The organism is Pleurocapsa sp. PCC 7319, from assembly GCF_000332195.1.
Lineage (GTDB): Bacteria > Cyanobacteriota > Cyanobacteriia > Cyanobacteriales > Xenococcaceae > Waterburya.
The window spans coordinates 4,170,617-4,194,123 of the sequence record NZ_KB235922.1 but is presented as its reverse complement, the minus strand read 5'-3'; the positions used below and the strand labels follow the sequence as shown (position 1 = coordinate 4,194,123).

Below are 23,507 nucleotides of genomic sequence, written 5' to 3'. Positions count from 1 at the left end.
AAAAACCGCCTAGTATTTTTGAGCTTGGCGGTATTTTTTTGGCTATTGTTGTTTTATTGATCAGGAAAAATAATGAACCTGTTTTTAGCTCTAAGCTCTAAGCTTTTTACTAAGAATATTTAAAATTATAGTTGGATATTTCGCATACAGGCTGATAGCCAATTTTTTGGTAGATATGGTTTGAGGTGGGGTTAGCTAAGTCAGTAAATAAGAAGCAGTACTTATAGCCTTGATTAAGTAGTTGTTGGCTCAAAGCAGCCACGCAAGATGTTGCGTAACCTATACCTCTAAATTCTGGCGGAGTATAAACTGCATTAATTTTGACACCGTTGGGTGTTGCACCACCAAAAGCTGCCATAGATACTGGCACTTTATCTTGCCAAATAAAAAGACTTTTTTGTTGTAGATTTTTCTCAAACCATGATTGACAGTCTGATTTTGGTTCACTGTCTCCCAAAGCTTCTTCTTCAAAAGCTTGTATCCAATTAGTTAATAAAGAGCGATCGTTTTCTGTAGCCATCCTAAAACTACCTGAAGTCTTTGTTACTGATTGCGCTGTCTCTAGCTGATGTATCCGCATGGCAAAAGCTAGTTCATATGTTTGTCCTGTCAAAGATTGCCATGTAAGAGCAAAAGTTGTAGCTTCTGATTTTAGTCCAATCACGCCAGGCAAAGATTTATTTGGGAGTGCCACCACATTTTCAGTAATCAAGTTGATCGCTTTTAAGTCTGTCGATTTAGATAAAACTAATCTTCGAAGAGGAGAAGTACGTATAGCTGTAGCTGCAATTATTCCATCATGCTCGACAGTTACCAGATAAGGAAAATTGGCATTGTTTTTCTGAGAACTACACAAAGCATTGCTTAGACCTATTAGCAAGCAATGAATTGCTTCATTTTGCAACAAATAACTCTCAACCCTCTGATAATATTCAGTAGGATTGTCAAAACTAGCGAGCTTCATTTTTCAATGACTAACAACTAACAACTAATAACTAACAGCCTCAACTAATAAATCATGTTAGCAACAAGTTATGAAATCATCTCAAAAAAGGCATCATCCAACTCATAACCAAACAATTGTGCCATCGATTTCAAACGCGATCGCGCTGGGATATTCTGCTGTTGTAGCCAGTCCGATAAGACAAAAATCTTGTTCATTACAAACAACTCTAAAGCCTCAGGATTAAAAATAATACCTTCGCTACGGTTAAATTGATGAGGTACTAACATCGCCACGTAACGGGCTAGTTCTCCTGCTTTCCAATCTAGTAAAAATGGTAGCCAAGGATAAACAGAGTCTAGACGGACAAACCACAGTCTAATTTCTGGTATTTCTGATAGCTCACGAGGATCGTCGGCTTCTCGTTGATAGTCAATCGCGAACTGTAATTGCTGTTCATAATCAGCAATTTTATTGTCTTGCAGTAAGGGAGAAAGTGCCTCTTTAACCACAGACAAATTTAAATCATGTAGAGCTTGGGTTTCCAGAACTAACTTTATAGTCACAAGTAATATTACAAAATTAGAGAATAGGGGCAAAATTTTATTAAGCTAAAATTAACCTTACTGGTTAAATGATAGACATCTAGATATATTTTAAGTTAAAGTGGTAATGAGTATGTATAAGCCTAAAATAATCCAGCCTCGCCTATGAAAATTCCAGAGGCAAATCTCACGCCAATCAAATCTTTAGACGATGCCTTAGCTCGCTGTCAAGAACAAGGAATGCGAGTTAGTCGCCAGCGTCGTTATATATTAGAATTGCTGTGGGAAAAAAAAGAACATCTTTCCGCCAGAAAAATATACGATTTACTCAATCAACAAGGAAAAGACATTGGTCATACGTCAGTTTATCAGAACCTTGATGCCTTGTCTGCTGGAGGCATAATCGAGTGTGTTGAGCGTTCTGATGGCAGACTATACGGTAATATCAGCGATTCACATAGCCATATCAACTGTCTTGATACAAATCAAATCATTGACTTGCGAATTGAGCTACCCCCAGAGCTATTGCAAAAAATTGAATCTGAAACAGGAGTTAGGATTACAGATTATCGTATTGACTTTTTTGGCTATCAGAATTCAGTCAAGGCTGATCGGGGAGCTAAATAAAAAGATTAAGAATAATAATATAAATATCTATGGTTATTAGAAGTAAAAACTTGTGTTCCTTGTTACCAAAGTGAGAAAATAAATACTGTTCCCCAAGCCTAATAAGCTGAATGTCTACAGTCTTTAGGTTAGGCTGAAATCCCATTTTGGCAATTAAATTAACAACTTGGTGATTGCTTCCTATTTGCAAGGTTCAAATTTACGCCTAATGATCGGTTTATTAGACATAAATTTTTTAATTTAAGAGAGCAAAAATAAACATACAAACATAAAAATAATTGTATCGTTTGCTTGTTCTAATTCAATATTTTGAGATGCTATGCAATAGCCCTCTAGGCAGTGGCAAAGCCAATCGTAAACGCTAAGATTTAAAAAGCCTTTAACCGTGAAGCAGCCGCACAAAATAAATCTTCTTGATATCTATTTAAAAGAAACATGGTTCACACTCCTACACCGACGAAAGTATCAAAATTAGAAAAATTAAAAGAACGAAGTGATTATTTAAGAGAACCTCTTTTAACCGAGCTTCAGCAAGATACGACCCACTTTACTGAAGATGCCATCCAAATTCTGAAGTTTCATGGCTCTTATCAGCAGGATAATCGAGATAATCGAGTCAAAGGTCAAGAAAAAGACTATCAGATGATGCTGCGTACTCGTAGTCCAGGGGGATTTATTCCTCCAGAACTATTTTTAGTTTTGGATCGCTTATCAGAAGAGTACGGCAACCACACCCTTAGGGTCACTACTCGTCAAGGCTTTCAAATTCACGGGATTTTGAAAAAAAATCTCAAAGAGGTAATTCAAAATATTCTTCAGAGTATGGGTTCTACTTTGAGTGCCTGTGGAGATGTAAATCGCAATGTAATGTCTCCTCCAGCACCATTCAAGAATAAACCCGAATATAAGTATGCTTTTGAATATGCCAATAACATTGCCGATCTTTTAAACCCTCAAAGTGGTGCCTATTACGAAATTTGGCTAGATGGAGAAAAAGCGATTAGTGCCGAAGAAGCTCCAGAGGTCAAAGCTGCCCGACAAAGTAAGGGTAGAGGCATGATTGTTGAGGGAAGTCCTGAACCAATTTACGGTCAGCAGTTTATGCCCCGTAAATTCAAAATCTGCGTTACCGTGCCTGGAGATAACTCCATTGATGTCTACACCCACGACATTAGCCTAGTGGTGATGACTAATAAACAAGGGGAACTAAAAGGTTTTAACGTCTTAGCTGGAGGCGGCTTAGGTCGCACTCATAATAAGGAGGAAACCTTTGCCCGGACTTCTGACGAGATTGGCTATATAGATAAAGAAGATGTTTACGATCTAGTCAAGGCAATTGTGGCTACTCAAAGAGATTATGGCGATCGCCATAACCGTCGTCATGCCCGAATGAAGTATTTAATTCATGATTGGGGAGTAGAGAAATTTAAAGCCAAGGTTGAATCTTATTTTGGCAAAGAACTCAAACCATATAAAAAATTACCCAAGTGGCAATATCAAGATTTTTTGGGTTGGTACGAACAGGGAGATGGAAAGTGGTTTTTCGGTATTGGCGTAGAAAATGGCAGAGTTAAAGATGAAGGTGCTTTTCAGCTCAAAACTGCCCTGAGAGAAATCGTGCAGCAGCTCAATCTGCCGATGCGCCTGTCTGCTAATCATAATATTATTCTTTACGAAATTTCGACAGAACAAAAAGAAACAGTTGAAAATATTTTAACCAATCGGGGAATTGAGACTAATCCCAACGCGATTGAGCCTCTAACTCGCTATTCAATGGCTTGCCCTGCATTACCCACTTGTGGACTAGCAGTAACAGAATCCGAACGAGCTTTACCAGGAATTACCGATCGCATCAGAATATTATTGAATAAACTAGGAATGGCAGACGAACACTTTGTGATTCGGATGACTGGATGTCCCAACGGCTGCGCTCGTCCCTACATGGCAGAGCTAGGCTTCGTTGGTAGTGCGCCTGAAAAATATCAAATTTGGCTAGGAGGCACTCCCAACCAAACTCAGCTTGCCCAACCTTACGAACAAAAAATGCCAGTAGAAGAACTAGAAACGTTCTTTGAGCCTATTTTTGTTTTCTTCAAACAGAACCGTAAATCCAAAGAAAGCTTTGGTCAATTCTGTAGTCGGGTTGGATTTGATGCCATTCGTGAATTTGCTGCAAAATATACAATAGGAAGCTATATGGATACAGATACTACTCCCAAACGCAAGTTTCGTAAAAACCAACGCCGTGTTAGCGTCCCCGATGATATTTTTCCTCGTCTAAAAGAGGTCGCTCAAAAAGAAGGAAGACCTATGAACCAGATTATAGCCGACGCTTTAAGCGATTATTTTACTAAGAGTAAAGAAGCTTAATCATCATTTCATCATTAGCAAGGACTTAAAATACTCATTCAAGAGGCTACCTAGTGGTAGCCTTTTTATTTTTTCTAATTATCGAATTCACGTCAGCCAACAACTACAATGTGTTATGTGGACTTCAATCATTGTCGACATGGCTAAACTTGTAAACATAAAATAGCCGACTCAGTTTCTTTAATAAATATCCTCCTGTTGCCAAAATTATTGCACTTATAATTGCTATCCAAAATTCTAAAGATGGAAATACCACTTCTTTCAGACCTTCGGTGGCAAGATAGCGTTCATCTATAAATAAAGCTAGAAACAAACAGGCGATCGCTCCAATATAACTTAATACTGTTAAACGATTGATATTTTTAAGAGCATCTTGGCAAACTCGACAATGTTGAGTGTGAGTTGCCCAAACATCAAACAATTTTTCTTTATCTAATTCGGGATGGGGTAGCTGACTATTACAATCTGCATCCCAGGCTACTCCCCCTCCAGCTTTCCTTGCCAACCACTGACGAAAAGTAACGATCGCTTTATCTTGAGGATTAGGAGTATAAACTGCATCTAACCATCTATTTTTACTTTTTTTCGAGACAATTTTTTCTTGATAGTGCAAAAATACTAAATCTTGGTGCAAAAACAAAGAAGCTAATACATGACCCAACCAAATTGGCATCGGTAGGGCAAAAAATCCTAAACCTGGGGGAGTTTTACCCCGATCATTTTTAACTAAAATCTGCCTACCAATATGACGACACCAACCGGGACGAGTGGGAACAGCATACAACGCCAAGATTAGCATCCCCCCATCTTTATAGCTGGTGACAATCCTCATCTGACAGGGTGGTCGAAAATCATTAATAGCGCGCTCAACAGTAGGTGCAGTGGGCGTTATCTCAAACGAGAATCCCTCTTGAGTAGACATTTCTCTTAGGCGATGCATATCGTAATACTTAGCATCTTCGTAACGGCTACCCATAATACCATGGTGGGAAACGGGAACATGGGCGGGATCGGCGACATTTTCCATAAAAAAATCCCAACCATAGGGCAAATCTCGAATATTCCAAAAAGGTTTAACAACTTTGCCAGAATTATCATCCAGTTCGGGAATAGTGCGAGGTTGTCTTAATTGACTTTCCAGTTGTGCTTGTTCTCCAGATTCAGCCCACACCCAAACTAAACCCTGAAGTTCTTGAGTGGGATAAACAACAGCAGAGGACTTATCATTAGCGCAGTTTTTGGTCTCAGTTTCTTTATTTTTAGATTGTGGAATGCCAACACAATTTCCCTCTCCATCAAAACGCCAAGCATGATAAGCACACAATAGTGTGCCATCTGATTCTACTCTCCCTTCAGACAATGGTGCTAACCGATGAGGACAAAAATCCTCAAAGCAATGCCATTTCTCAGCATTATCTTGCCATAATACCAAGTCTTTTCCCAATAACTGTATTGGATGGGGTCTAAACGGAGCCAGAAATTCAGCTACGGCTACTGGATACCATTGCTTCGTCCATTGAAACGTTGTTTCTGCTTCCTTTAAAAAGGATGTGGTTTTGCTATTTAAATTGTTTTGGAGGTTAGTTTCAATAGCCATAATGGAAAACTAAAATTATCTAGTATTAAAATAAGTTAACTTTTATTTAGTGTAAGTTAAATTTTGTTTGAAAAATAAGCGATCGCGGAGCCTGGACGGAGTCCAATCGCCTATGGCGGTGAGCTTCGCTCAATCGCGGAGCGTACACCCATTCAAGTGCAAGCCCGGCGGGGAATCGCCCTCTGGGCGGTGGCAGAGTCAATCGCACTCATACCAAAATTGCTTTAATTCTGCTAAAAGATAATTACAACAGTAAGGATAAAACTAACGGTAAAGTAATAAAACTCATCAAAGTAGAAGTGACGATCGCTTTGGCTACTAGCTCTTGATCGCCACCAAATTCACTAACTAAGATGAAAGAATTTACAGCAGTGGGCATCGCACTTTGTAAAACTAATACCTGTAAATTGAGAGGCTCTAACTGTAGAAATCTCCCCACATAAAAAGCAATCAGAGGAGCGACTAATAAACGGGCGATCGCACCCAAGATTTCTTTGACCCCAGGTTGAAAGCGAGTCTCTGACAACTGTATTCCCAGTAAGATCAAAGCGATAGGAATAGCTGCTGCACCTAACTGTTGAACGCCCTGATCTAGGTCAAAGGGAAATTGAATTGAGAACAAACGTAAACCTACACCGCATAAAAGTGCCCAGATCAGAGGTAGCTTAAGGATTAATTTTAAACCTGGCAATATTCCCTTGCCCTGAATGATAGCTGGACCAAAACAGAACATCAGAAAACTCGAGCCGATCATATAAATTACGGCTCTTTCTAAACCTGGATCACCCAAGGCAAAAGTAACTACTGGTAAACCCATATTGCCATTATTGGGAAATAAAACAGTGGCGGTTAAGCCAGTAGTTGTCGATGGGGGCAGGCGCAAGATTTTACAAATTAGCTTTACGGCAGCATAAATTAAACCAGAAGTAATGGCAAAACCAATTAGTAATTTTCCCGAGCTAGCAATAGATAATTGAGTACGATACAAACTATCAATGACCAACGCTGGAGATAAGACAAATAATGCTAATTGAGATAGGGTGGAGCGTTGTAGCGGCAAAGTACGACCAGCAATAAAGCCAATCAAGATTATCAAGCCTACAGGCAATACAGCAGGAAGTAAGGTCGTCATGTACGAGTCATTAGATAATTTTATGGTTATATTAAAAAATTAATCTCGTTTTTATGAGATCGTGTCTTCGTACAACTGTCAAGGGTTTTAACCTTTTCTTAAGCAAAAAGATTCAGGGATCGCTTTTCAGTAGGGTTTTTATTTTGTTATGGTATTTGTAACAATTAGAAACATTTACTCCCTCTTTGATGGGTATGCTCTTAACTTCCTCTCTCAAACCCAAAGCACAAGACACTAATTACCTCAGAAGTGTCTGGGAAACTATAAACTTTATTAGTTGCCCCTATTCCTATAACTTCCATATGCATACTAATGCTTCTGATGGCAGATTAACACCATTGGGTTTAGTGGAGCAAGCGATCGGTATCGGACTTCAAGGTTTTGCGATTACCGACCATCATTCAGTTGATGGCTATCGACAAGCAGAACAATATCTAGTCCAGCTATCAACTAATCAAGGGCTCAAAGACTTGCCCCATCTCTGGACAGGATTTGAAATTACTTCTCAGTTGCTAGAAGTTGAAGTCCATATCCTAGGTTATGGTTTTGATCCCGAACACCCAAGTTTGGAGCTATACCTTCAAGGAGACAAACCTCAAGGAGAAGATGCCGAAGCTAAAAGAGTAATTGACAGTATTCATCAAGCAGAAGGTTTAGCTGTATTGGCTCATCCAGAACGCTATCGTCGTTCAGCACTAGAATTAATCCCTGCTGCTGCTGACCTAGGTATCGACGGTGTAGAAACCTATTACGCTTACACCAAAGATCAAATATGGACACCCTCCCCTGCTCAAACTCAAAGAGTTCAAGAATTAGCTGCCCAATACAATCTTTACAGCACTTGTGGCACTGACAGTCATGGACTAAGTTTGTTGCAACGTATATGAACTACTCCTACCTGCTATCGCTGAGGTAGGAGTTTCCCAAACCTCGACTTAGCTTCGTGACGGTCTTATTCGTCTACGGAGTTTGGCACTTCGCAGGTCAATGCCTCTAAATAGCTTGCTATCTATTGGTCCTACTCATCCTCAGTACCCAGAACCGCCAGTTCCGTGCGGTTGTAGATTTTGATTTTGTTCACTCTTGTACTTGATTACAAATTTAGAACCCGCGGTACGCATCGAGGCTATCAGTATTTCTAAAAAGACTAGACTGATAGGCTACTTAGACATTTATACAACGGATAGTTCGGAAGCAGCACCTACATCTAATCATCCCCGCTTTTGCTGATGAATATAATACAGCAATTACAACCACTGGAACATGAAGATACATGCGGCCAAAGAATGCCTTTGTGTTTCTAAAGTGTTAACTCTCAACCCTTCGTTGCCCCTGGAGGGGCAGTGGGCGTAATCGCATTGCGCTGCGCAGTCGCTTCAAGCGGGACCAAGGGATTAGCCGCAGGTGCCCCGCCAACGCGCTGCCTTCTTTATAAGCCCCGTTTCGATTCATCCCTAGCCTATAGAGGCGTAGAGACTTCTCTCACAAAAAGTTAAAAGGAGCTTTACTCTCGGTTTTCAGCTCTCAGCCGATCAAGAATGGTTTAATCCCAATTCATGTCTACTTACTTCAGCCTTAGCAGCGTTTTTGAACAATGCCCGACTTTGGTATCCAGCGCACAGCCATGAGGGTAATGTCATCATACTGTTCGGCTGCACCTTTATGTTCTTTGAGAACATTACCAATGTGTTTTAATAGAGCAGTCGCCGAAGAAAAAGGAAGCCTCAAAATGGAAAGCAATTTTTCCTTGGTAAAAAAATTACCGTCGTAGTTACGAGCTTCTGGAACTCCATCTGTGTATCCAAAGAGGATATCTCCTGGTTTGATATAAGTATGATTAATCTTAAAACTTGCCTCTGGTAGCATTCCCACTGCAGGACCTGTAGGCTCAAGAGTTTCTTTAATACCCCCTTGGGCATTGAGTACGATCAAAGACTCATGTCCGCCATTAATATAGGTTAGCAGACCAGTCGATGAATCTAAGATGCCAAAGAAAACAGTGGCAAACATTCCCAACTCACAGTGATGTTCGGCAACATAATCATTGGTTAAAGAAACCGCTTGCAAAGCTTTAAAATGAAAGAGATTAATTGAGATAGAGTCTTCTTGTTCAAGAAGCAGAGTAGGTGCCACTCCTTCTACTAATTGAACTGAATTAGAAAAAATACGAATTAGACTACGAAACAAAGCCATAAAAAGTGCTGCTCCTACACCTTTGTCACAAACATCAGCAATAACCAATCCGATATTGCCATTTGGCAGCTCAAATAAATCGTAAAAGTCTCCTGCCACTTGACGAGCAGGTTTAAAATAAGTGGCGATTTCCCAGCCAAACTTATGATAAAAATGTTTGATGTTATTCCTATTGGGGAGAAAATCTAGTTGTATTTGGCGACCTTTCTGCAATTCACTGTCTAACTGTTGAGAGTAGGCTTGAACTTTATTCAAACTCTTTTGTAAATCAATTTCTGCCAGTTTACGTTTACTAATTGCCTCAAAAATTTGCTGATACATTCTGTTAAAGGCGATAATTACATCTCCCAACTCATCCTGACGTTTAATTGCAGCCGATTCAAACTCTGGAGGTTCTCGATCTTGGCTGATGGCTTCCCCTACCTTGAGCAAATCGCTTCTGAGGGAAAGAATTGGTCTAATTAATAATGGTTTTAAAGTTATCCAGACTATTCCTGTAACCAAAACTGACAGCACAATTACTAAGCTACTCATGATGAGCGTATAGTAATTTAACTCACTCTTTACCGTTGATATATCATGACGACAAATTAGGATATAGTCTCTTCCAAGCTTTTCTGGTAGCCAAGTAGCATCATAGCCATCGTCATAAATTAAAGATTTTTGCTTTTGGTTATCGATTCTCTTAAAGGAAAGTTCCGGTTGTTCACCAAAAGTACCAACTAGTTCTCCATCGGCAGTATACAGTGCGCCGCCAGTAATTACGTGCTGAAGTTTGCCAATCAAATTTAAAGGTTTATTTTGATTCTGAAGAAGGCTAACCCGCGACAATAATTCATGATCGGATGATTCTGACTCAGCTGTTTGCATGATTACGGCAATTTTGCCCGCAGTAATTTCTCTTACCTGCTCGATTAATTGTTGCTGTCGTTTGAAGATTGAGGGAATAAGTAAAATACCTTCAATAGCAATAATACTACCGAAAACAAACCAAATAACTTGTTTAGATATACGAGCTTTCCTAGGATCAAATCGAGATTTGATAATAGTTAACATTAGTTTTTACCAATAATTTGTTACTAATAAAAAATTTGCTTGAGTTAAGCTAATTAATAGTCTTGATATTGACAACCAAAATATTGAGATTGCGATCACCTATTCTTTGATAAATAAAGCGATCAACACTTTGTAGGGCTAGATAGACACCTAAACCACCAATCTCACGATTTTCTAGAGGTTGATCTAAATCATCGGGTTTAGCTTGCTGGGTAGGGTCGTATTCTGCCCCAGTATCTTCAATAAATATGGTTAACGCTTGCTCATCAAATTGAGCATTCAAGACGATTTTGCCTTCAATCCCTGCTCCCTCATAAGCATGAATAATAATGTTGGTGGCAATTTCATCAACAGCTAATCGCAGTTTGTAAGCGGTTTTATCGTCTAATCTAGCTTGGCTAGCTACTAACATTACATAATTAGCGATCGCTTCGAAGGCATCTACAGTCCCATCCACTGTTAGAGATTTCATCTTTGTCGATCATTCATTTGTCATTGGTCATTGGTCATTGGTGCTTCCTTGTCCAACGTGAGTTCGAAGTTCTGAATTCGGAATTCGGAGTTATGTTGTTCTTAACGAAATAATCAGGACTTTAGAGATCTAGAAATTAGAAAGTTGCGAAATATTTAAGCTTTTTCCACTTCGTCGAACTCCTAGGAAACAAATTCATCCATGACAATGACACTGTGATGAAAGCCAGTTTGCTTGATGGTGTCCAGAACCATTTCCTGGGGACTAATCAAATAAATATCTACGCCTTTGCCCATTTTTTGCTTGGCGAAAATCAGTACCCGCAAACCAGCACTAGCCATATACTCCAAGTCTTTCATGAGTAATACCAATTTTTGAACGCCCAGAGGGGCAGCCTTAGTTACTTCTTGTTTAAATAGGGGAGCCGCCGTCGCATCTAGTTCCCCAGACAAAGTAATCGTAGCGATATCTTTGGTCGTAGCTAAAGTAGCATTGAATGTCATGATTTCCTCCTTAGGTTATATGGATATATAGCCGTACAAAATTGTGTTAGGACAAGTAAAGTTACCGGTTCGTAAGTAGCAAATAGCAAGTATCAGTTTCAAAAAGTGCCCTAACCCAAATACGTAATGCTATAAGTGAACAAGTAGCACCAATTTATTTACCTACTAAAATGACGACAGAGCGATTGCCTAAAAGAATTCCTTGTCGATTTTCCAGTACGGGTTCAGTTCCCGGTTGCCAACAATCTTCTGGAGACTGACACCCAGTATTTACAGAGATATGCCATTGCATCCCTGAGGGTAAACCAGGAAGTTCGAACCAATGTGCTTGCCAATGAGTGTTCATAGCTACATAGATGTAGTCATCTTCCGTTGTTCCTGATTGGGCATGTTTGCCACAAAGCATGAAAGCAAGTGTGCGACTACCGTTAGACCAATCAGCACTCCAAGCCTGGGTACCATGCCAAGTAATATCGGCATAACCACTGTTAACGTAGTCTTGATTTTGAAAATGGTGGGGATTTCTGAGAACCGGATGAGCTTTACGGAAAGCGATACAGTGTTGAACAAAGCGTAATAAATCACCGTTAGTCTCTCGTAAATTCCAATTGAGCCAATTAAGTTCAGAATCGTGACAATAGGTATTGTTATTACCATTTTTAGTGCGCCCCACTTCATCGCCCATCAGAATCATTGGTATTCCTTGGCTAACCATAAGAATCGCGATCGCATTGCGGATTTGACGCTGCCGCAAGGCATTAATTCCTGAATCGTTTGTCCAGCCTTCTACACCACAATTCCAACTTTCACTATTGTTGTCACCGTCGTTATTGTTTTCTCCGTTAGCTTGGTTGTGTTTGTGATTATAAGAAACCAAGTCTGCCAGAGTAAAACCATCATGAGCAGTAATAAAATTAATTGAGGTAGCTGGAGCGCGACCAGCACCAGAATAGAGATCGGGAGAACCCTGGATACGTTGGGCAATATCGCCGACGCTACCTTCTCCTTTGAGAAATTTGCGGATACTGTCGCGATACTGACCATTCCACTCTGCCCAGCGACCGAAGGCGGGAAAAGAACCAACTTGATATAAACCTCCTGCATCCCAAGCTTCGGCGATAAGTTTGCACTTAGCTAGAATCGGATCAAATGCTAAAGACTCTAACAACGGTGGATTAGCTAGAGGCGCTCCCCAAGGATCTCGACCAAGAATCGAGGCCAAATCAAAACGAAATCCATCAATATGGTATTCACTAGCCCAGTAGCGCAGACAGTCGAGGACGATACCTCGCACAATCGGATTGTTGCAGTTGAGGGTATTACCACAGCCACTAAAGTTAAAATAGTAGCCTTCTGGGGTAAGCATATAATAAGTTTGATTATCAATGCCGCGGAACGAAATATAAGGGCCGTTTTCATTTCCCTCAGCGGTGTGATTAAACACCACATCTAAAATGACCTCGATACCATTCTTATGCAGTTCTTTAATTAAGGCTTTTAATTCATCTACCTGCATTCCCAATTTGCCAGTGGCAGCGTAACCAGCCTTAGGGGCAAAAAAACCAACTGTGCTATAACCCCAGTAATTGAGCAACATTGATCCTGTTTCAGGGTTAGGGCGGGAATTTTCCCACTCGTCAAACTCAAAAATGGGCATCAGTTCGATCGCATTGACTCCCAATTCTTTGAGATAGGGAATTTTTTCCCTAATGCCAGCAAATGTTCCAGGATGCTTGACCCCAGAAGAAGGATGTTGAGTAAAGCTACGAACGTGCATTTCATAGATAATCAGATCTTCTGGGGGAATTTCTAATGGGCGATCGTCTTCCCAGTCAAAATCATCAAAGGAAATGCGGGCGCGATGCTGATAAATATCATCCCAGTTAGGAGTAATCCCCCAGACATCTCGACCCCCAATAATCTTGGCATAGGGATCCATCAGAATTTTACTTTTATCGAACCAGTGACCTTCGCCAAAGTTATTGGGACCATCCATACGATAGCCATACTCAATGTTTTCGTAATCTAGATCGAAGACAACCATACAGTAGACATTCCCAATCCGAAATTCCTCGGGGAAAGGAATTTCCGCCATTGGAGCGATCGCGTGCTTGTCAAATAAGACCAAAGTACAGGATGTTGCGTGACGGGAAAAGATCGAAAAATTCACACCCCCTGGACATAGAGTTGCCCCAAAAGGAAATGGTTTACCACAACGCAACTTAAATTTCCCGTAAGTATGCGTAGGATGAATATCAATGCGTTCCATTAACATGATCGTTCACTGTTGATTGCTAATTGCTAATTGCTAATTGCTAATTGAGGATTGAGGATTGAAGATTAGTCCTTTGTCATTTCCTCATCTCCCCAATTATTCGACTGCTCTAAATTAATTACTTAAATGTGAGTTCGACGAAGCTTAAAACTCAGAAATTTATCAGAATTTACCAGATGTGAGCGAGAAAGCCTCTTCCTTCAGATGGAGGATGATAGCGAACTGAACGGACTTGGGTTGAGAATTTACAACGAGGTGGTTCTACAAGCTGAATTCGATTCAGCGTAGCCCACCGCCATATTTGACACATAATCTTTATATACCAAGAGTTTCAGGCGTTGTATAATATTTGTAAGTTCTCTAACAGAGTTGAAGTATGGGGTTCTAAAAACGAGTTTTTTAGGTAAAACTTCGAGCAACACTTGAGAATGTAGTCTTTCTAGTTTGATTGGAACAAATGCGAATCGCTAGCGGTAAAATGCAGGATTCAACTAAGCTCTAGAAGACCTAAAGAAAGAAAATCAATCCTGGTTGTTTGGAGTAATCCAACTGGTGAGGGCATTTTCCAGTGTGAGAGTAGATGTCAGACAAGTCTAACTTGCTATCTACGCCAGTATTGCAGAATCCTCTTGCTTCAGCTAAAGGAGTATGTCAATTCAGTGCTTCTAATCCTGAATTTACTGTTTTACAGGTAGTAAAAAAATTGAGAAAACCAGTAACAGACATCGTATCTTCAATGTCTTCCGATAGTCCTACCAGAACTAACTTACCCTGTTTAGCAATAGTTTGGCGATAGAGAGATAACAGCAAGCGCAACCCGGCACTAGACATATAGTTAACCTGAGACAGGTCTAAAAGCAGCTTGCAGTCTGGTTGAATAAGTGACAAAACCTTCTTTTGTACTGTTGAAGCAGTACTAGTATCGATTTCTCCATCAAGTTGGATTATTTTTACTTCGGCAATTTGTTTAGTATTAATATTCATGAGAACTGCTAAGGATTAGGTACAATTTGAACCTTGACTTTCAGCCGTTCCTTAGTTTGAGGTAACTTGACTGTCAACTTCTCGGCATCAAACTTAGTGTAGGGTTCGCCATCAATTTCCACTTGGCTAATCTTGATACTGCCATCAGGTAAAATATCTGGGGAAACTCGCAAAATATTATTAGGAAATCCTCCAGGTATCGGTTTAAAGTAGAAGTCCATTGGTTGTTTATTAATCAGTAAGTTGCTATATACTGCTGCTAAATAACACAGCTCGGTGGAGTGATAACCACTCATAGAGTGACTGCCTTTACCTCGTTCGTTACCACTAGCTAAAAAGGGAATGCCATTGGCTAAAACATTGAAGTAAACACCACCGTCTTCAGTATCGAGAAACCAAGCATTATAAAAAGCCGCAGCTTCTCTAGCTAGACGATGATGGTCGTCATTTTTAAGCACGCCAGCCAAAATCAAGTAGGCTAGAATCGACTGTTCTTGCTGCCACCAAGCCTTGCGATCGTGCCATACATAACGATGTACTGTTTCGCCTTCACCTAAAATTCTTTCGGCAACATCATACCAACCGCCTCGCTGTAAATCGCTCCCCACCTCAGGCATTAGGTGAGCAATTTTAGTTGCTAGATCTAAATAAGCCTCTTTGGGTTTGAGGCTATTCATCCGCATCAAATTCCAAGCAATCTTAAGATTGTGACCAACTACAGCGCGATTCTGTTGCCATCCCCAAGTAGTATCGGTAGACCAATCTTCCAAAAATCTTTCTTGGACAAAAGGACTATTTTGATAATCTGGAAAACGCTGGATAATAGTATCAAAAGTATGCTCTAACATATTGGCGTACTCTTGTTTGCCAGTAGCCAACCAAAGATTAATCAAGTAAGCAGGGGCATGATCGCCAACCGAGTTCCAATTTTTTTTCGCCCGGTTACTACCCAAGGATTCACTGCGAGGATCTAATGTAACCACATCTAGGTGGGAAAAATAACCTCCTTGGCTGCGATCGAGAAAGAAGTTATTGAACAGCTTGATTGTCTTTTCCGCATCATCCAGAATACGGCGATCGCCTGTGAGACGATAAGTTTGTACTGGCCCTGCTAAGGCGTAAATCTGCTCATAGGCAGGGATTGCATCATAATCATCGCCAAATTCAGAAGCAAAGATTTTATGCTCTCGCTCTCCTTGAACATCAATACCGTGATACCAGTAAACTATATCTTCATCGAGATCGACAAACCGCATATGCTCCCGGAGATATTCAGTCCCTTTTTCAGCAGCGTCGAGAAACTTATCTTCCCCAGTCATCATATAGGCTGTAGCAAAACCATATACGAGGCGAGAAATCGTGTCAGTTTCTTGGCGAAAATTATCTGTTGAACGCACACCAGAAATATTGAGGTTGGTGCGATAGTTGCGATAATTAATTTCATCCTTACCAAATTGGGCTTGAAAGTAAAAATTAGCCAGAGAAAGAACTTGATCGATCCACCAATTTTGTTTCTCAAAAACATAGTCTTGTTGGTGACGACCAACAAAAACAATCTGTTTAGCCTCAAACTTAGGACTGTCAGGATAGAAGATACCGTAGGTAAATAGATATCTTCCTGGTATTAACATCGACCTCATCGCCCCCGTAGCATCAGGATATCCCTCATCCAAATTCTGCACCAGTTTGGCATAAGTCATAGGACTCAAAGCACAGTTGAATTCACGATTATCTGAGGTTTTTAGTCCGAAAATATCATTGTCAGCATCAAAGTAAGTGACATATCCGGCAATTAGATCGGAAAAAGGAAAATCTATTGTATTGCCCATGGGTTGTATTCCGCTATTTAATCAAAAGTTCGGGATTAAGGGCGTTTTGCTAACGCCCTTACAAAAATACGAGTGCAAGCCCACCAGAGAGCAATCGAGAAATAGTCGATTAAACTTTTACAGTCTGCTTCTGGTCGATAGCTGCCAAAAAGAGCTGCATAAATTCTTCAATTACCCCTGGATGCTGCCCAGAAATTAAATTCCCATCAACATAAGTTGCTGGAGTACTATCACCTTCATAAATCACAGTTCCTCCTGCATTTTCAGCATCGCAAATAATATTATGAGCACAGGTAAATTTGCGACCCTTAATTAGTTCTGGATCGGCACAAAACAACCACATACTGTGGCAAATAGTGCCAATTTTAAGGTCCGAATCATCCATTAATTCAACCGCTTGACGTAGAAATTCAACGGCTGGCGATTGATTAGGTTGACCAGGTTGAGGCGCGACTTGATAGCGCAGACGATCCATCGCATAACCACCAATCAGAATGATGCCTCGGTAATCAGCAGGAGCGATATCTTTAAAATCTAAGGTAACGGTAACTTCTTCATTATGGTCGTTGCCTTTGAAAGTCAAACTTTCCTGATTCCAAAGATTAGAAATATATTCCACTTCATAGCCATGTTCGGGAAAAAATTCGTTGAATCGACGATATTCAGTTTCATCGAAGTGTTCTTCAATAATTACGCCAATTTTACCTTTGCTTTTAGTTGCCATCTTACTTAATTATGATGAGTTTACTTGCTAATTTCTGGAGTTAGAAATTGGAGAAATATTTAGGTTAAATAGGTTTCTTTTTCTCTAACCAATTTCTCAAGTTCCAAAACGTTTTTACTTACTTCAGGTCTGAGAGACTAGTCCATTACCTAAAACATCGGTCACTTTTGTCTCTGAAAAAGAAAAGGAAGTTTCGTTTGCCTGGTTATATTCCTGTATGGCGTTTTGAAACCGAGTTTTTACTTTGCCAGTAACTTGGTTAAATTCAAGCTGCTCACCGCTGGGACCTTTGCAGTAAAATAATGACCAACCCTCCATAGGGTCATTACTCCAGTCTATTTCTGGTTCGCCTGCTGCTAGGGACTCTGGTTCATTCCAAAATTTGAAAGAGTTGTACCTCAGAGCAACAGATCTTCTCTCGACTTCAGATTTAACGCGAATGACACGATTACAAACTACATTCGTCATTCCTCGTTTTTGGCATTCTTGTTCCAACATCTTGGCAAACAGATTTAGGTCAATGCCTTCTTTCACGTTGAAAGAGATGTGCATTGCATTTACACCGCCAATGTGAGAGGGAAGAGTTCTAACTGAACTGTGAGGTAAATCTTGATTTCCCGCCTCTTTGATCTGAAGTAGTTCTACAACCGTGTTGCCAAAAGAGATGAACTTAACATCCAATGCATCTTGTTTGCCACTTCTAAGATGAGGAATATCCAGAGTTTCTGGGTCAGTTCCAGAAGCGATCGCTTCCAATTCCTCCTTTTGAAAGAGGGTGTTTTGAATGATATCGCCTACAAGATCGCTTTCGCTGACAACCAGTTTCCCTCCTAACACTTCTGTGTAAAATTCAAGGGATTTTGCCATGTCATTGACGGTTATGCCAACGTGCTGAACTCCTTGCAGTAAATTGTTAATTGCTAAAACCATTGCTGCTGTCCTTTACTTATGATTCAAATTGTCAAAAATCTTGTGCCGTTTCTGCCATAATTTAAAGTCAGGGAAAGTCAAAAAAATCTCAACTAGAGATATAATTTTGTAAGCAATTAGGCAGCGGTAGTTATTAGTTTCAAAAGCTTTTCATCAGCAAAAACATCACGATAGAAGGTCAATTGTTCAGTTTTCAAATAACAGCCACCACGATGACCGCGACGCATCCAGGTAACATTTCCTTTGGCAATAGTTTCATTGGTTTCATCATCTACACATTTCCACTCAAAATAGGTAACTTCACCATGAAACATCACGATAGGCCAACACATAGTTACTCCAGGCTGTGCAATTAATGCCCACCAATGTTGCTCCCGCTCTTTTTGCATTTCAATACCACGATAAGGACCATCTTGACACAAATAAACGAGGTCTTGATAATATTCATCAGTCAAAATATCTCCTCGTCCTTGTCTCAATGCCTCACAATGAGTTGGCCACCATTCTTTATTTTCTTGTTCAATTTGTTCTAGAGGATAGTCCGAGTTAATTGTAGGCAAGACATCCTTTTTTAGAGAAATAAACTTTTCGGCTAACTCGATCATTTCCTGTCTCAATTCATCAGAAACTAATCCAGGTTTTGAATAGTCTGCTGCCAAATATTGATAGTAATTTACTCGCTTATTCATGATATTTTTTCAATTCTATGGATACACAATCTATCAGATAAATAAAGCTAGATATTCAATTATTTAATTTAGATATCTAACTAATTACAATCACTTGATTAGGTAAAATTCAAGTCTTAATCTATAATCAATATAATCAAGATTTAAAGTGATTACAATGGAAATAATTGAGATGATATTGGATATTTTTTAGTTGATTTTAGAATAAAGATTTTTATATTAATAGAGTAATCTTTAAAATATTATTTTTAACAATCAAAACACATTTAAGATAAATGAATAATTTTAAGAATGCTGTTGATCAAAGCTTTGAAATCTTAAATCGAAGCTTTTTATTTTTTGCTTTTAGATTTATATTTTCAACAAGCTTGTAAGTATCGAAAACTTTTATCATTGTGAAGATTTTCGAAAGCTATCTAGCTTATTCATATAAGCAATACGAACCTACATTAGAACACTTATTACTTATTACTTATTACTCATTACTTACGAGCAATGAGTGTCCTAATAAAAGTTCGTATTGCTATAGCTAAAAAAAATCAATGACACTCAGCGAAATTATGAGGCTGAAGAACTTTCGGAACAGAACAATGATGATCTCTAACTATTTTTCCAAGTCTTAGGAGGTTGCCCATGCAATTGATGAAAATGTTTGATAAAGTGACCCGGATCTGAATAACCGACAGTCTCAGCAATCTGAGATGAAGACAAATTGGTTGATAAGAGTAGGCAACGAGCTTGAAACATCCGACGTTGAACAATCCACTGATAGAGGGTTTTTCCTGTGAGACGACGCACCAAGCTAGTCAGATAAGATGAGGAATAATTGAAGTTATGAGCAACTTCATTTAAAGTAATTGGCTGATGATAGTTGGCTTCGATAAAAGCAAATATTTCTCTTAATTGAAAATTGTCGGGAAACTTGAAAGTCCCAGATTCACTTGGTTCAAAAATATGTTTCTGAGGAATATTAGTCTGCTCAATGAATTTGAGGTTGGTTCTTTTTTTAAGTTCAGTTTTATTTGCTTGGGCTTCTAATTCAGTGATTCTTTGGCGCATAGCGTTTAATTCCTGAAGCAATTGCCCTTTTGTTCTCGATTCATTCTCGCTAAATACTTTCATGTATCTTGATTTTTCTAGACTTGTTCCTAAACTAGGAATCAATCGAGAAAAAGTGGAGAATTAAAGGAGCAGACTTGTTAGTAATCGATCGCAAAGTAGTACTCTAACAAGTTTGAATTAACCTATAACCTATAACCTATAACTTTGAATTCCGAACTTTTTAGCATCCATTATTTCAAAATTGGCAGACTAGTAGATGGCACTAACTAGTTATAGTCATTCCAATTAGTTTCCGTATAATGAGAGATTTTGTTAGACACACGACTTGGAAGGTTAGCATATTTATCCACCACTAAAACAACGTATTTTCGTTTAAATAGTATTTATGTCCTAATTGCAAAATCCTTTTTGTGCAAAGATTTCAGAGAAACCTTCCAAGTCGTGTTAGACAGATAATTATTGTAGGGGCGAATCGCGATTCGCCCTTACACAATCATATGGTTTTTATTTGGAATGACTATATAAACAAAGGAGAAGTATTGATTTACTTTTCAGTTTTTGCTTCAGCGAATCTTTTTAGCTCATTTAATAGCTACAAGTAATTGTGATCATATTTTTGTGTGACGATCATCTCATTGCTGATCCATATTCAATCACACAATTTAGCTTCAAGCATATTTAGGATGTAGTCAACTGAAGTGACACTCTCTTTGGCTATAGCCATAGGAGCTTTTGATTCCTCCAGAAGTATCTAGACAACAACAAATACGGTTTTGCCTGGGATTTCCCCAGGCATTCATTACTTCCTATCCAGTAGGTTGATTCCTGCGACTATTACTGCTCACCAACTATAAAATTAAGTTTATTCAAATGATTACTAATAGCAAAAATCAAAAATTTTCTCCCTTACATATTCGCAATGATTGGCATTTCTTGCCCACTGCCTTTAGTGGTTTAGCAGGAGTTGGAATCGGTCTTATTATTGGTAATTTTTTAGGCTGGATTTAAATAATAGAGTTTAGCGATCAGCTCTGCTGGTGCGCGAAGCGCAATCGCCAGAATCAATCACTCGACGAATATTGAGAATATCACTCATACTTTTAATTCGTTGAGAAATATACTCTAGTTGTTGGCGATCTCTAATGTCTATACTTAGGGAAATTAGGGCTGGTTTATTAGGGCTAGTCTTAACTCCAGCATTACGAATGTTAATACCGCGATCGCTTAAGCGTGCCAAGATATCTTTTAAGACCCCAACCCGATCCATAGCTTCGATTTGAATATCTACCGGATAAGTTAGTGGCTTTCCTTCTTCGCCGCCTCCATTCCAGCTAACAGGGATAATACGTTCTCCTGGAATTTTCTCAACATTATGACAGCCCTGACGATGAATAGATATTCCTCTCGAACTGAGAGTTACTGCACCAATAATAGATTCTCCAGGCAAAGGTTTACAACAGCCTGCTATGTGGTACAACATCCCTTCCACCCCAACTATGGGAGACTTTCCACCTTCACGCTTCTCAATCTGATTGGGAGTATAGTTGGAGATTTCTAAATCTTCTTCATTGGCTACTTCTGCTTCTTCAACTGGCTGTTGTTCTTTAACAACATCCCGCAGACGATTAACCACATGATTTTGAGTAATTTCGCCATATCCTAAAGCTGCCAGTAAATCTTCTACAGAGTGATAGTTACAACGTTTCGCTACCGTTAGCATTGGCTCTGATTTGAGTAAAGAGTCAAAACCACTTTTCCCCATTTCTTTTTCCAATAATTCTTTGCCTCGGGCAATATTCTCATCACGGTGCGAGCGCTTATACCATTGACGGATACGGTTACGAGCTGTAGGAGAGACGACAAAATTAAGCCAGTCTAAACTAGGATGGCTGTTTTTCTGGGTAACGATTTCGACAATATCCCCATTCTCTAGAGGCTTGGATAATACCGACCAGCGACCATTTACCCTCGCCCCCTTCATATGATTGCCAATTTCACTGTGAATACGATAGGCAAAGTCTACAGGAGTTGCTCCCTGGGCTAAAGCTATAACATCACCGTCGGGAGTAAAGACATAAACATCGTCTTCAAATAGATTATCCCGCACGTTCTCCATATATTCTTGAGCGTCGCTAAGATCTTTTTGCCACTCTAATAATTGGCGCAACCAAGTAAATTTATTATCTTCAGAGGACAACCTAGTATTGCTGGAGCCTGTTTCCTTATACTTCCAATGAGCAGCAATCCCGTATTCAGCGATTTGGTGCATTTCCATGGTCCGAATTTGGATTTCAATCGGACGACCGTTGGAGCCAACTACAGTAGTGTGCAGAGACTGATAACGATTAGGCTTGGGTAAACCAATATAATCCTTAAATCTTCCAGGAATGGGTTTGAAGGCATCATGAACTACCGCTAGAGAACGATAACATTCTTCGTTAGTTTCAACAATAATTCTGAAGGCAGCAATATCATAAATTTGACTAAATTCTTTCTGTTGTCGCTGCATTTTTTGATAAATGCCGTAAAGATGCTTGGGTCTTCCCTTAAGCTCAATCACATTGACTTTTAACTCTTCTAAACGCGATCGCAGTTTTTCGGTAACTCGAACAATTCTGGCTTCGCGATCAGCTCGTCTTTCGGCAATTAGAGCTCTAATTTCTTCATAGGCTTCTGGCTCTAAATATTTAAAGCAGAGGTCTTCTAGTTCCCATTTAAATCGACCAATACCCAATCTATTTGCTAGGGGAGCAAAAATTTCTCTAGTTTCTTGGCTAATGCGTCGTTGCTTTTCTGGCTTGAGATGATCTAGAGTTCGCATATTATGCAGTCGATCTGCTAACTTAACCACAATCACGCGAATATCCGTTGCCATGGCGAGAAACATGCGTCGGAAGTTCTCTGCCTGACGCTCTGTTGTACTAGAGAAATTAAACTTAGATAGTTTGGTTACGCCCTCGACTAATTGACGTACTTGTACCCCAAACATTTCCTCAATTTCTTCTGGAGTTACTTCCGTGTCTTCTACCACATCATGGAGAAATCCAGCGGCGATAGTTACGCTATCCCCCCCCAAATCCCGCAATAAACTAGCTACTGCTATCGGATGAGCGATATAAGGCTCTCCAGACTTACGATATTGACCTTCGTGAAGCTGATAAGCAAAATTAAATGCCCGACAAATTACAGTAGCGTCCGATTCTGACTGCTCTGTTTGCTGATTAATTAGACATTCTTGTAACCAATAAGGAAGATTAACTTCGTTACTGCGACTTTCTATGATAGAGATAGCGGTCATAGATCAATAAAATTATAAGTAAATGTGGAAGGACAAAATAGATCGGGGAAAACCTTAAATTGATGTAACTTTCGTCTAAATATTCTTTTACTTTATATGGATAACTGTCTTGTGAGTTAAGTATTTTAAGCTAGGTTTATAGTCTAATTGTGTAATCTGCTTAAGTATTAATGTATAAAATTATCTTATTTTTTAAGAACTAAAGTCTACTTTAACCAGCCAATTTTCATTCTAAAAGTTATAGAATAAGCTGAAAAGTCAAGGCGACTTAGTATAAT

19 protein-coding genes are annotated in these 23,507 nt (G+C 39.5%); 4 read left to right on the top strand and 15 right to left on the bottom strand.

Features of this window, described 5'->3' with window-relative positions:
• Nucleotides 1-109: 109 nt before the first annotated feature.
• Nucleotides 110-964, bottom strand: coding sequence for a GNAT family N-acetyltransferase (locus PLEUR7319_RS0123125; protein ID WP_019507615.1), 855 nt, complete (start codon nucleotides 962-964; stop codon nucleotides 110-112).
• 68 nt (nucleotides 965-1,032) lie between these two features.
• Complete coding sequence (locus tag PLEUR7319_RS0123120) at nucleotides 1,033-1,509, bottom strand: CRR6 family NdhI maturation factor (RefSeq protein WP_019507614.1); 477 nt, start codon at nucleotides 1,507-1,509, stop codon at nucleotides 1,033-1,035.
• A 144-nt stretch (nucleotides 1,510-1,653) separates the two neighbouring features.
• Between PLEUR7319_RS0123120 and PLEUR7319_RS0123115 the strand changes: the two genes are divergently transcribed.
• Nucleotides 1,654-2,115 carry a Fur family transcriptional regulator gene (locus tag PLEUR7319_RS0123115; protein WP_019507613.1) on the top strand — a complete coding sequence of 154 codons (462 nt, stop codon included), beginning with the start codon at nucleotides 1,654-1,656 and terminating at the stop codon, nucleotides 2,113-2,115.
• Nucleotides 2,116-2,550: 435 nt separating this feature from the next.
• Nucleotides 2,551-4,485, top strand: coding sequence for a sulfite reductase, ferredoxin dependent (sir, locus tag PLEUR7319_RS0123105; protein ID WP_019507611.1), 1,935 nt, complete (start codon nucleotides 2,551-2,553; stop codon nucleotides 4,483-4,485).
• 124 nt (nucleotides 4,486-4,609) lie between these two features.
• Here the strand turns inward: sir and PLEUR7319_RS0123100 are convergent, their stop codons facing one another.
• Together PLEUR7319_RS0123100 and PLEUR7319_RS0123095 are read right to left on the bottom strand one after the other, a co-directional pair.
• Nucleotides 4,610-6,082, bottom strand: a complete 1,473-nt coding sequence (locus tag PLEUR7319_RS0123100; protein ID WP_019507610.1) for a Rieske 2Fe-2S domain-containing protein — start codon at nucleotides 6,080-6,082, stop codon at nucleotides 4,610-4,612.
• 244 nt (nucleotides 6,083-6,326) lie between these two features.
• Nucleotides 6,327-7,214, bottom strand: a complete 888-nt coding sequence (locus tag PLEUR7319_RS0123095) for an AEC family transporter (protein ID WP_019507609.1) — start codon at nucleotides 7,212-7,214, stop codon at nucleotides 6,327-6,329.
• A gap of 194 nt (nucleotides 7,215-7,408) precedes the next feature.
• Between PLEUR7319_RS0123095 and PLEUR7319_RS0123090 the strand changes: the two genes are divergently transcribed.
• Nucleotides 7,409-8,101 carry a PHP domain-containing protein gene (locus tag PLEUR7319_RS0123090; protein ID WP_026102723.1) on the top strand — a complete coding sequence of 231 codons (693 nt, stop codon included), beginning with the start codon at nucleotides 7,409-7,411 and terminating at the stop codon, nucleotides 8,099-8,101.
• 688 nt (nucleotides 8,102-8,789) lie between these two features.
• Here PLEUR7319_RS0123090 and PLEUR7319_RS0123085 read toward each other — a convergent pair.
• The 10 genes from PLEUR7319_RS0123085 to PLEUR7319_RS0123040 form a co-directional block, all read right to left on the bottom strand.
• Entirely contained in the window at nucleotides 8,790-10,463 is a 1,674-nt protein-coding gene (locus PLEUR7319_RS0123085; RefSeq protein WP_019507607.1) for a PP2C family protein-serine/threonine phosphatase, read from the bottom strand.
• A gap of 49 nt (nucleotides 10,464-10,512) precedes the next feature.
• Nucleotides 10,513-10,935, bottom strand: a complete 423-nt coding sequence (locus PLEUR7319_RS0123080; protein ID WP_019507606.1) for an anti-sigma regulatory factor — start codon at nucleotides 10,933-10,935, stop codon at nucleotides 10,513-10,515.
• Nucleotides 10,936-11,117: 182 nt separating this feature from the next.
• Nucleotides 11,118-11,438, bottom strand: a complete 321-nt coding sequence (locus tag PLEUR7319_RS0123075) for an anti-sigma factor antagonist (RefSeq protein WP_019507605.1) — start codon at nucleotides 11,436-11,438, stop codon at nucleotides 11,118-11,120.
• 154 nt (nucleotides 11,439-11,592) lie between these two features.
• Nucleotides 11,593-13,707 (bottom strand): glycogen debranching protein GlgX, encoded by a 2,115-nt coding sequence (glgX, locus tag PLEUR7319_RS0123070; RefSeq protein ID WP_026102722.1) that lies wholly within the window; start codon nucleotides 13,705-13,707, stop codon nucleotides 11,593-11,595.
• A gap of 657 nt (nucleotides 13,708-14,364) precedes the next feature.
• Entirely contained in the window at nucleotides 14,365-14,697 is a 333-nt protein-coding gene (locus tag PLEUR7319_RS0123065) for an STAS domain-containing protein (protein WP_019507603.1), read from the bottom strand.
• 8 nt (nucleotides 14,698-14,705) lie between these two features.
• Nucleotides 14,706-16,526 (bottom strand): AGE family epimerase/isomerase, encoded by a 1,821-nt coding sequence (locus PLEUR7319_RS0123060; protein WP_019507602.1) that lies wholly within the window; start codon nucleotides 16,524-16,526, stop codon nucleotides 14,706-14,708.
• 109 nt (nucleotides 16,527-16,635) lie between these two features.
• On the bottom strand, nucleotides 16,636-17,250 hold the full coding sequence (locus PLEUR7319_RS0123055) for a DJ-1/PfpI family protein (protein WP_019507601.1): 615 nt from the start codon (nucleotides 17,248-17,250) through the stop codon (nucleotides 16,636-16,638).
• A gap of 123 nt (nucleotides 17,251-17,373) precedes the next feature.
• Nucleotides 17,374-18,180 (bottom strand): VOC family protein, encoded by an 807-nt coding sequence (locus tag PLEUR7319_RS0123050; RefSeq protein WP_019507600.1) that lies wholly within the window; start codon nucleotides 18,178-18,180, stop codon nucleotides 17,374-17,376.
• Nucleotides 18,181-18,296: 116 nt separating this feature from the next.
• The gene (locus tag PLEUR7319_RS0123045) at nucleotides 18,297-18,869 is read right to left on the bottom strand and encodes a hypothetical protein (protein ID WP_019507599.1); all 573 of its coding nucleotides are present in this window, start codon (nucleotides 18,867-18,869) and stop codon (nucleotides 18,297-18,299) included.
• Between the two features lie 600 nt (nucleotides 18,870-19,469).
• Nucleotides 19,470-19,991 carry a helix-turn-helix transcriptional regulator gene (locus PLEUR7319_RS0123040; RefSeq protein ID WP_019507598.1) on the bottom strand — a complete coding sequence of 174 codons (522 nt, stop codon included), beginning with the start codon at nucleotides 19,989-19,991 and terminating at the stop codon, nucleotides 19,470-19,472.
• An 810-nt stretch (nucleotides 19,992-20,801) separates the two neighbouring features.
• Between PLEUR7319_RS0123040 and PLEUR7319_RS41685 the strand changes: the two genes are divergently transcribed.
• Nucleotides 20,802-20,939 (top strand): hypothetical protein, encoded by a 138-nt coding sequence (locus PLEUR7319_RS41685; protein ID WP_019507597.1) that lies wholly within the window; start codon nucleotides 20,802-20,804, stop codon nucleotides 20,937-20,939.
• 10 nt (nucleotides 20,940-20,949) lie between these two features.
• On the opposite strand, the gene PLEUR7319_RS0123030 is transcribed toward PLEUR7319_RS41685, so the two are convergent.
• Nucleotides 20,950-23,229, bottom strand: a complete 2,280-nt coding sequence (locus PLEUR7319_RS0123030; protein WP_019507596.1) for a bifunctional (p)ppGpp synthetase/guanosine-3',5'-bis(diphosphate) 3'-pyrophosphohydrolase — start codon at nucleotides 23,227-23,229, stop codon at nucleotides 20,950-20,952.
• Between the last annotated feature and the right edge of the window lie 278 nt (nucleotides 23,230-23,507).

Bases quoted from the DNA above. Each gene is read 5' to 3' on its own strand.
- PLEUR7319_RS0123115 (WP_019507613.1), top strand. From the start codon at position 1,654: ATGAAAATTCCAGAGGCAAATCTCACGCCAATCAAATCTTTAGACGAT.
- PLEUR7319_RS0123055 (WP_019507601.1), bottom strand. From the start codon at position 17,250: ATGGCAACTAAAAGCAAAGGTAAAATTGGCGTAATTATTGAAGAACAC.
- PLEUR7319_RS0123030 (WP_019507596.1), bottom strand. From the start codon at position 23,229: ATGACCGCTATCTCTATCATAGAAAGTCGCAGTAACGAAGTTAATCTT.
- PLEUR7319_RS0123095 (WP_019507609.1), bottom strand. From the start codon at position 7,214: ATGACGACCTTACTTCCTGCTGTATTGCCTGTAGGCTTGATAATCTTG.
- PLEUR7319_RS0123040 (WP_019507598.1), bottom strand. From the start codon at position 19,991: ATGAAAGTATTTAGCGAGAATGAATCGAGAACAAAAGGGCAATTGCTT.
- PLEUR7319_RS0123085 (WP_019507607.1), bottom strand. From the start codon at position 10,463: ATGTTAACTATTATCAAATCTCGATTTGATCCTAGGAAAGCTCGTATA.
- PLEUR7319_RS0123065 (WP_019507603.1), bottom strand. From the start codon at position 14,697: ATGAATATTAATACTAAACAAATTGCCGAAGTAAAAATAATCCAACTT.
- PLEUR7319_RS0123045 (WP_019507599.1), bottom strand. From the start codon at position 18,869: ATGAATAAGCGAGTAAATTACTATCAATATTTGGCAGCAGACTATTCA.
- PLEUR7319_RS0123080 (WP_019507606.1), bottom strand. From the start codon at position 10,935: ATGAAATCTCTAACAGTGGATGGGACTGTAGATGCCTTCGAAGCGATC.
- PLEUR7319_RS0123125 (WP_019507615.1), bottom strand. From the start codon at position 964: ATGAAGCTCGCTAGTTTTGACAATCCTACTGAATATTATCAGAGGGTT.
- PLEUR7319_RS0123060 (WP_019507602.1), bottom strand. From the start codon at position 16,526: ATGGGCAATACAATAGATTTTCCTTTTTCCGATCTAATTGCCGGATAT.
- glgX (WP_026102722.1), bottom strand. From the start codon at position 13,707: ATGGAACGCATTGATATTCATCCTACGCATACTTACGGGAAATTTAAG.
- PLEUR7319_RS0123100 (WP_019507610.1), bottom strand. From the start codon at position 6,082: ATGGCTATTGAAACTAACCTCCAAAACAATTTAAATAGCAAAACCACA.
- PLEUR7319_RS0123090 (WP_026102723.1), top strand. From the start codon at position 7,409: ATGCTCTTAACTTCCTCTCTCAAACCCAAAGCACAAGACACTAATTAC.
- PLEUR7319_RS41685 (WP_019507597.1), top strand. From the start codon at position 20,802: ATGATTACTAATAGCAAAAATCAAAAATTTTCTCCCTTACATATTCGC.
- PLEUR7319_RS0123050 (WP_019507600.1), bottom strand. From the start codon at position 18,180: ATGGTTTTAGCAATTAACAATTTACTGCAAGGAGTTCAGCACGTTGGC.
- sir (WP_019507611.1), top strand. From the start codon at position 2,551: ATGGTTCACACTCCTACACCGACGAAAGTATCAAAATTAGAAAAATTA.
- PLEUR7319_RS0123075 (WP_019507605.1), bottom strand. From the start codon at position 11,438: ATGACATTCAATGCTACTTTAGCTACGACCAAAGATATCGCTACGATT.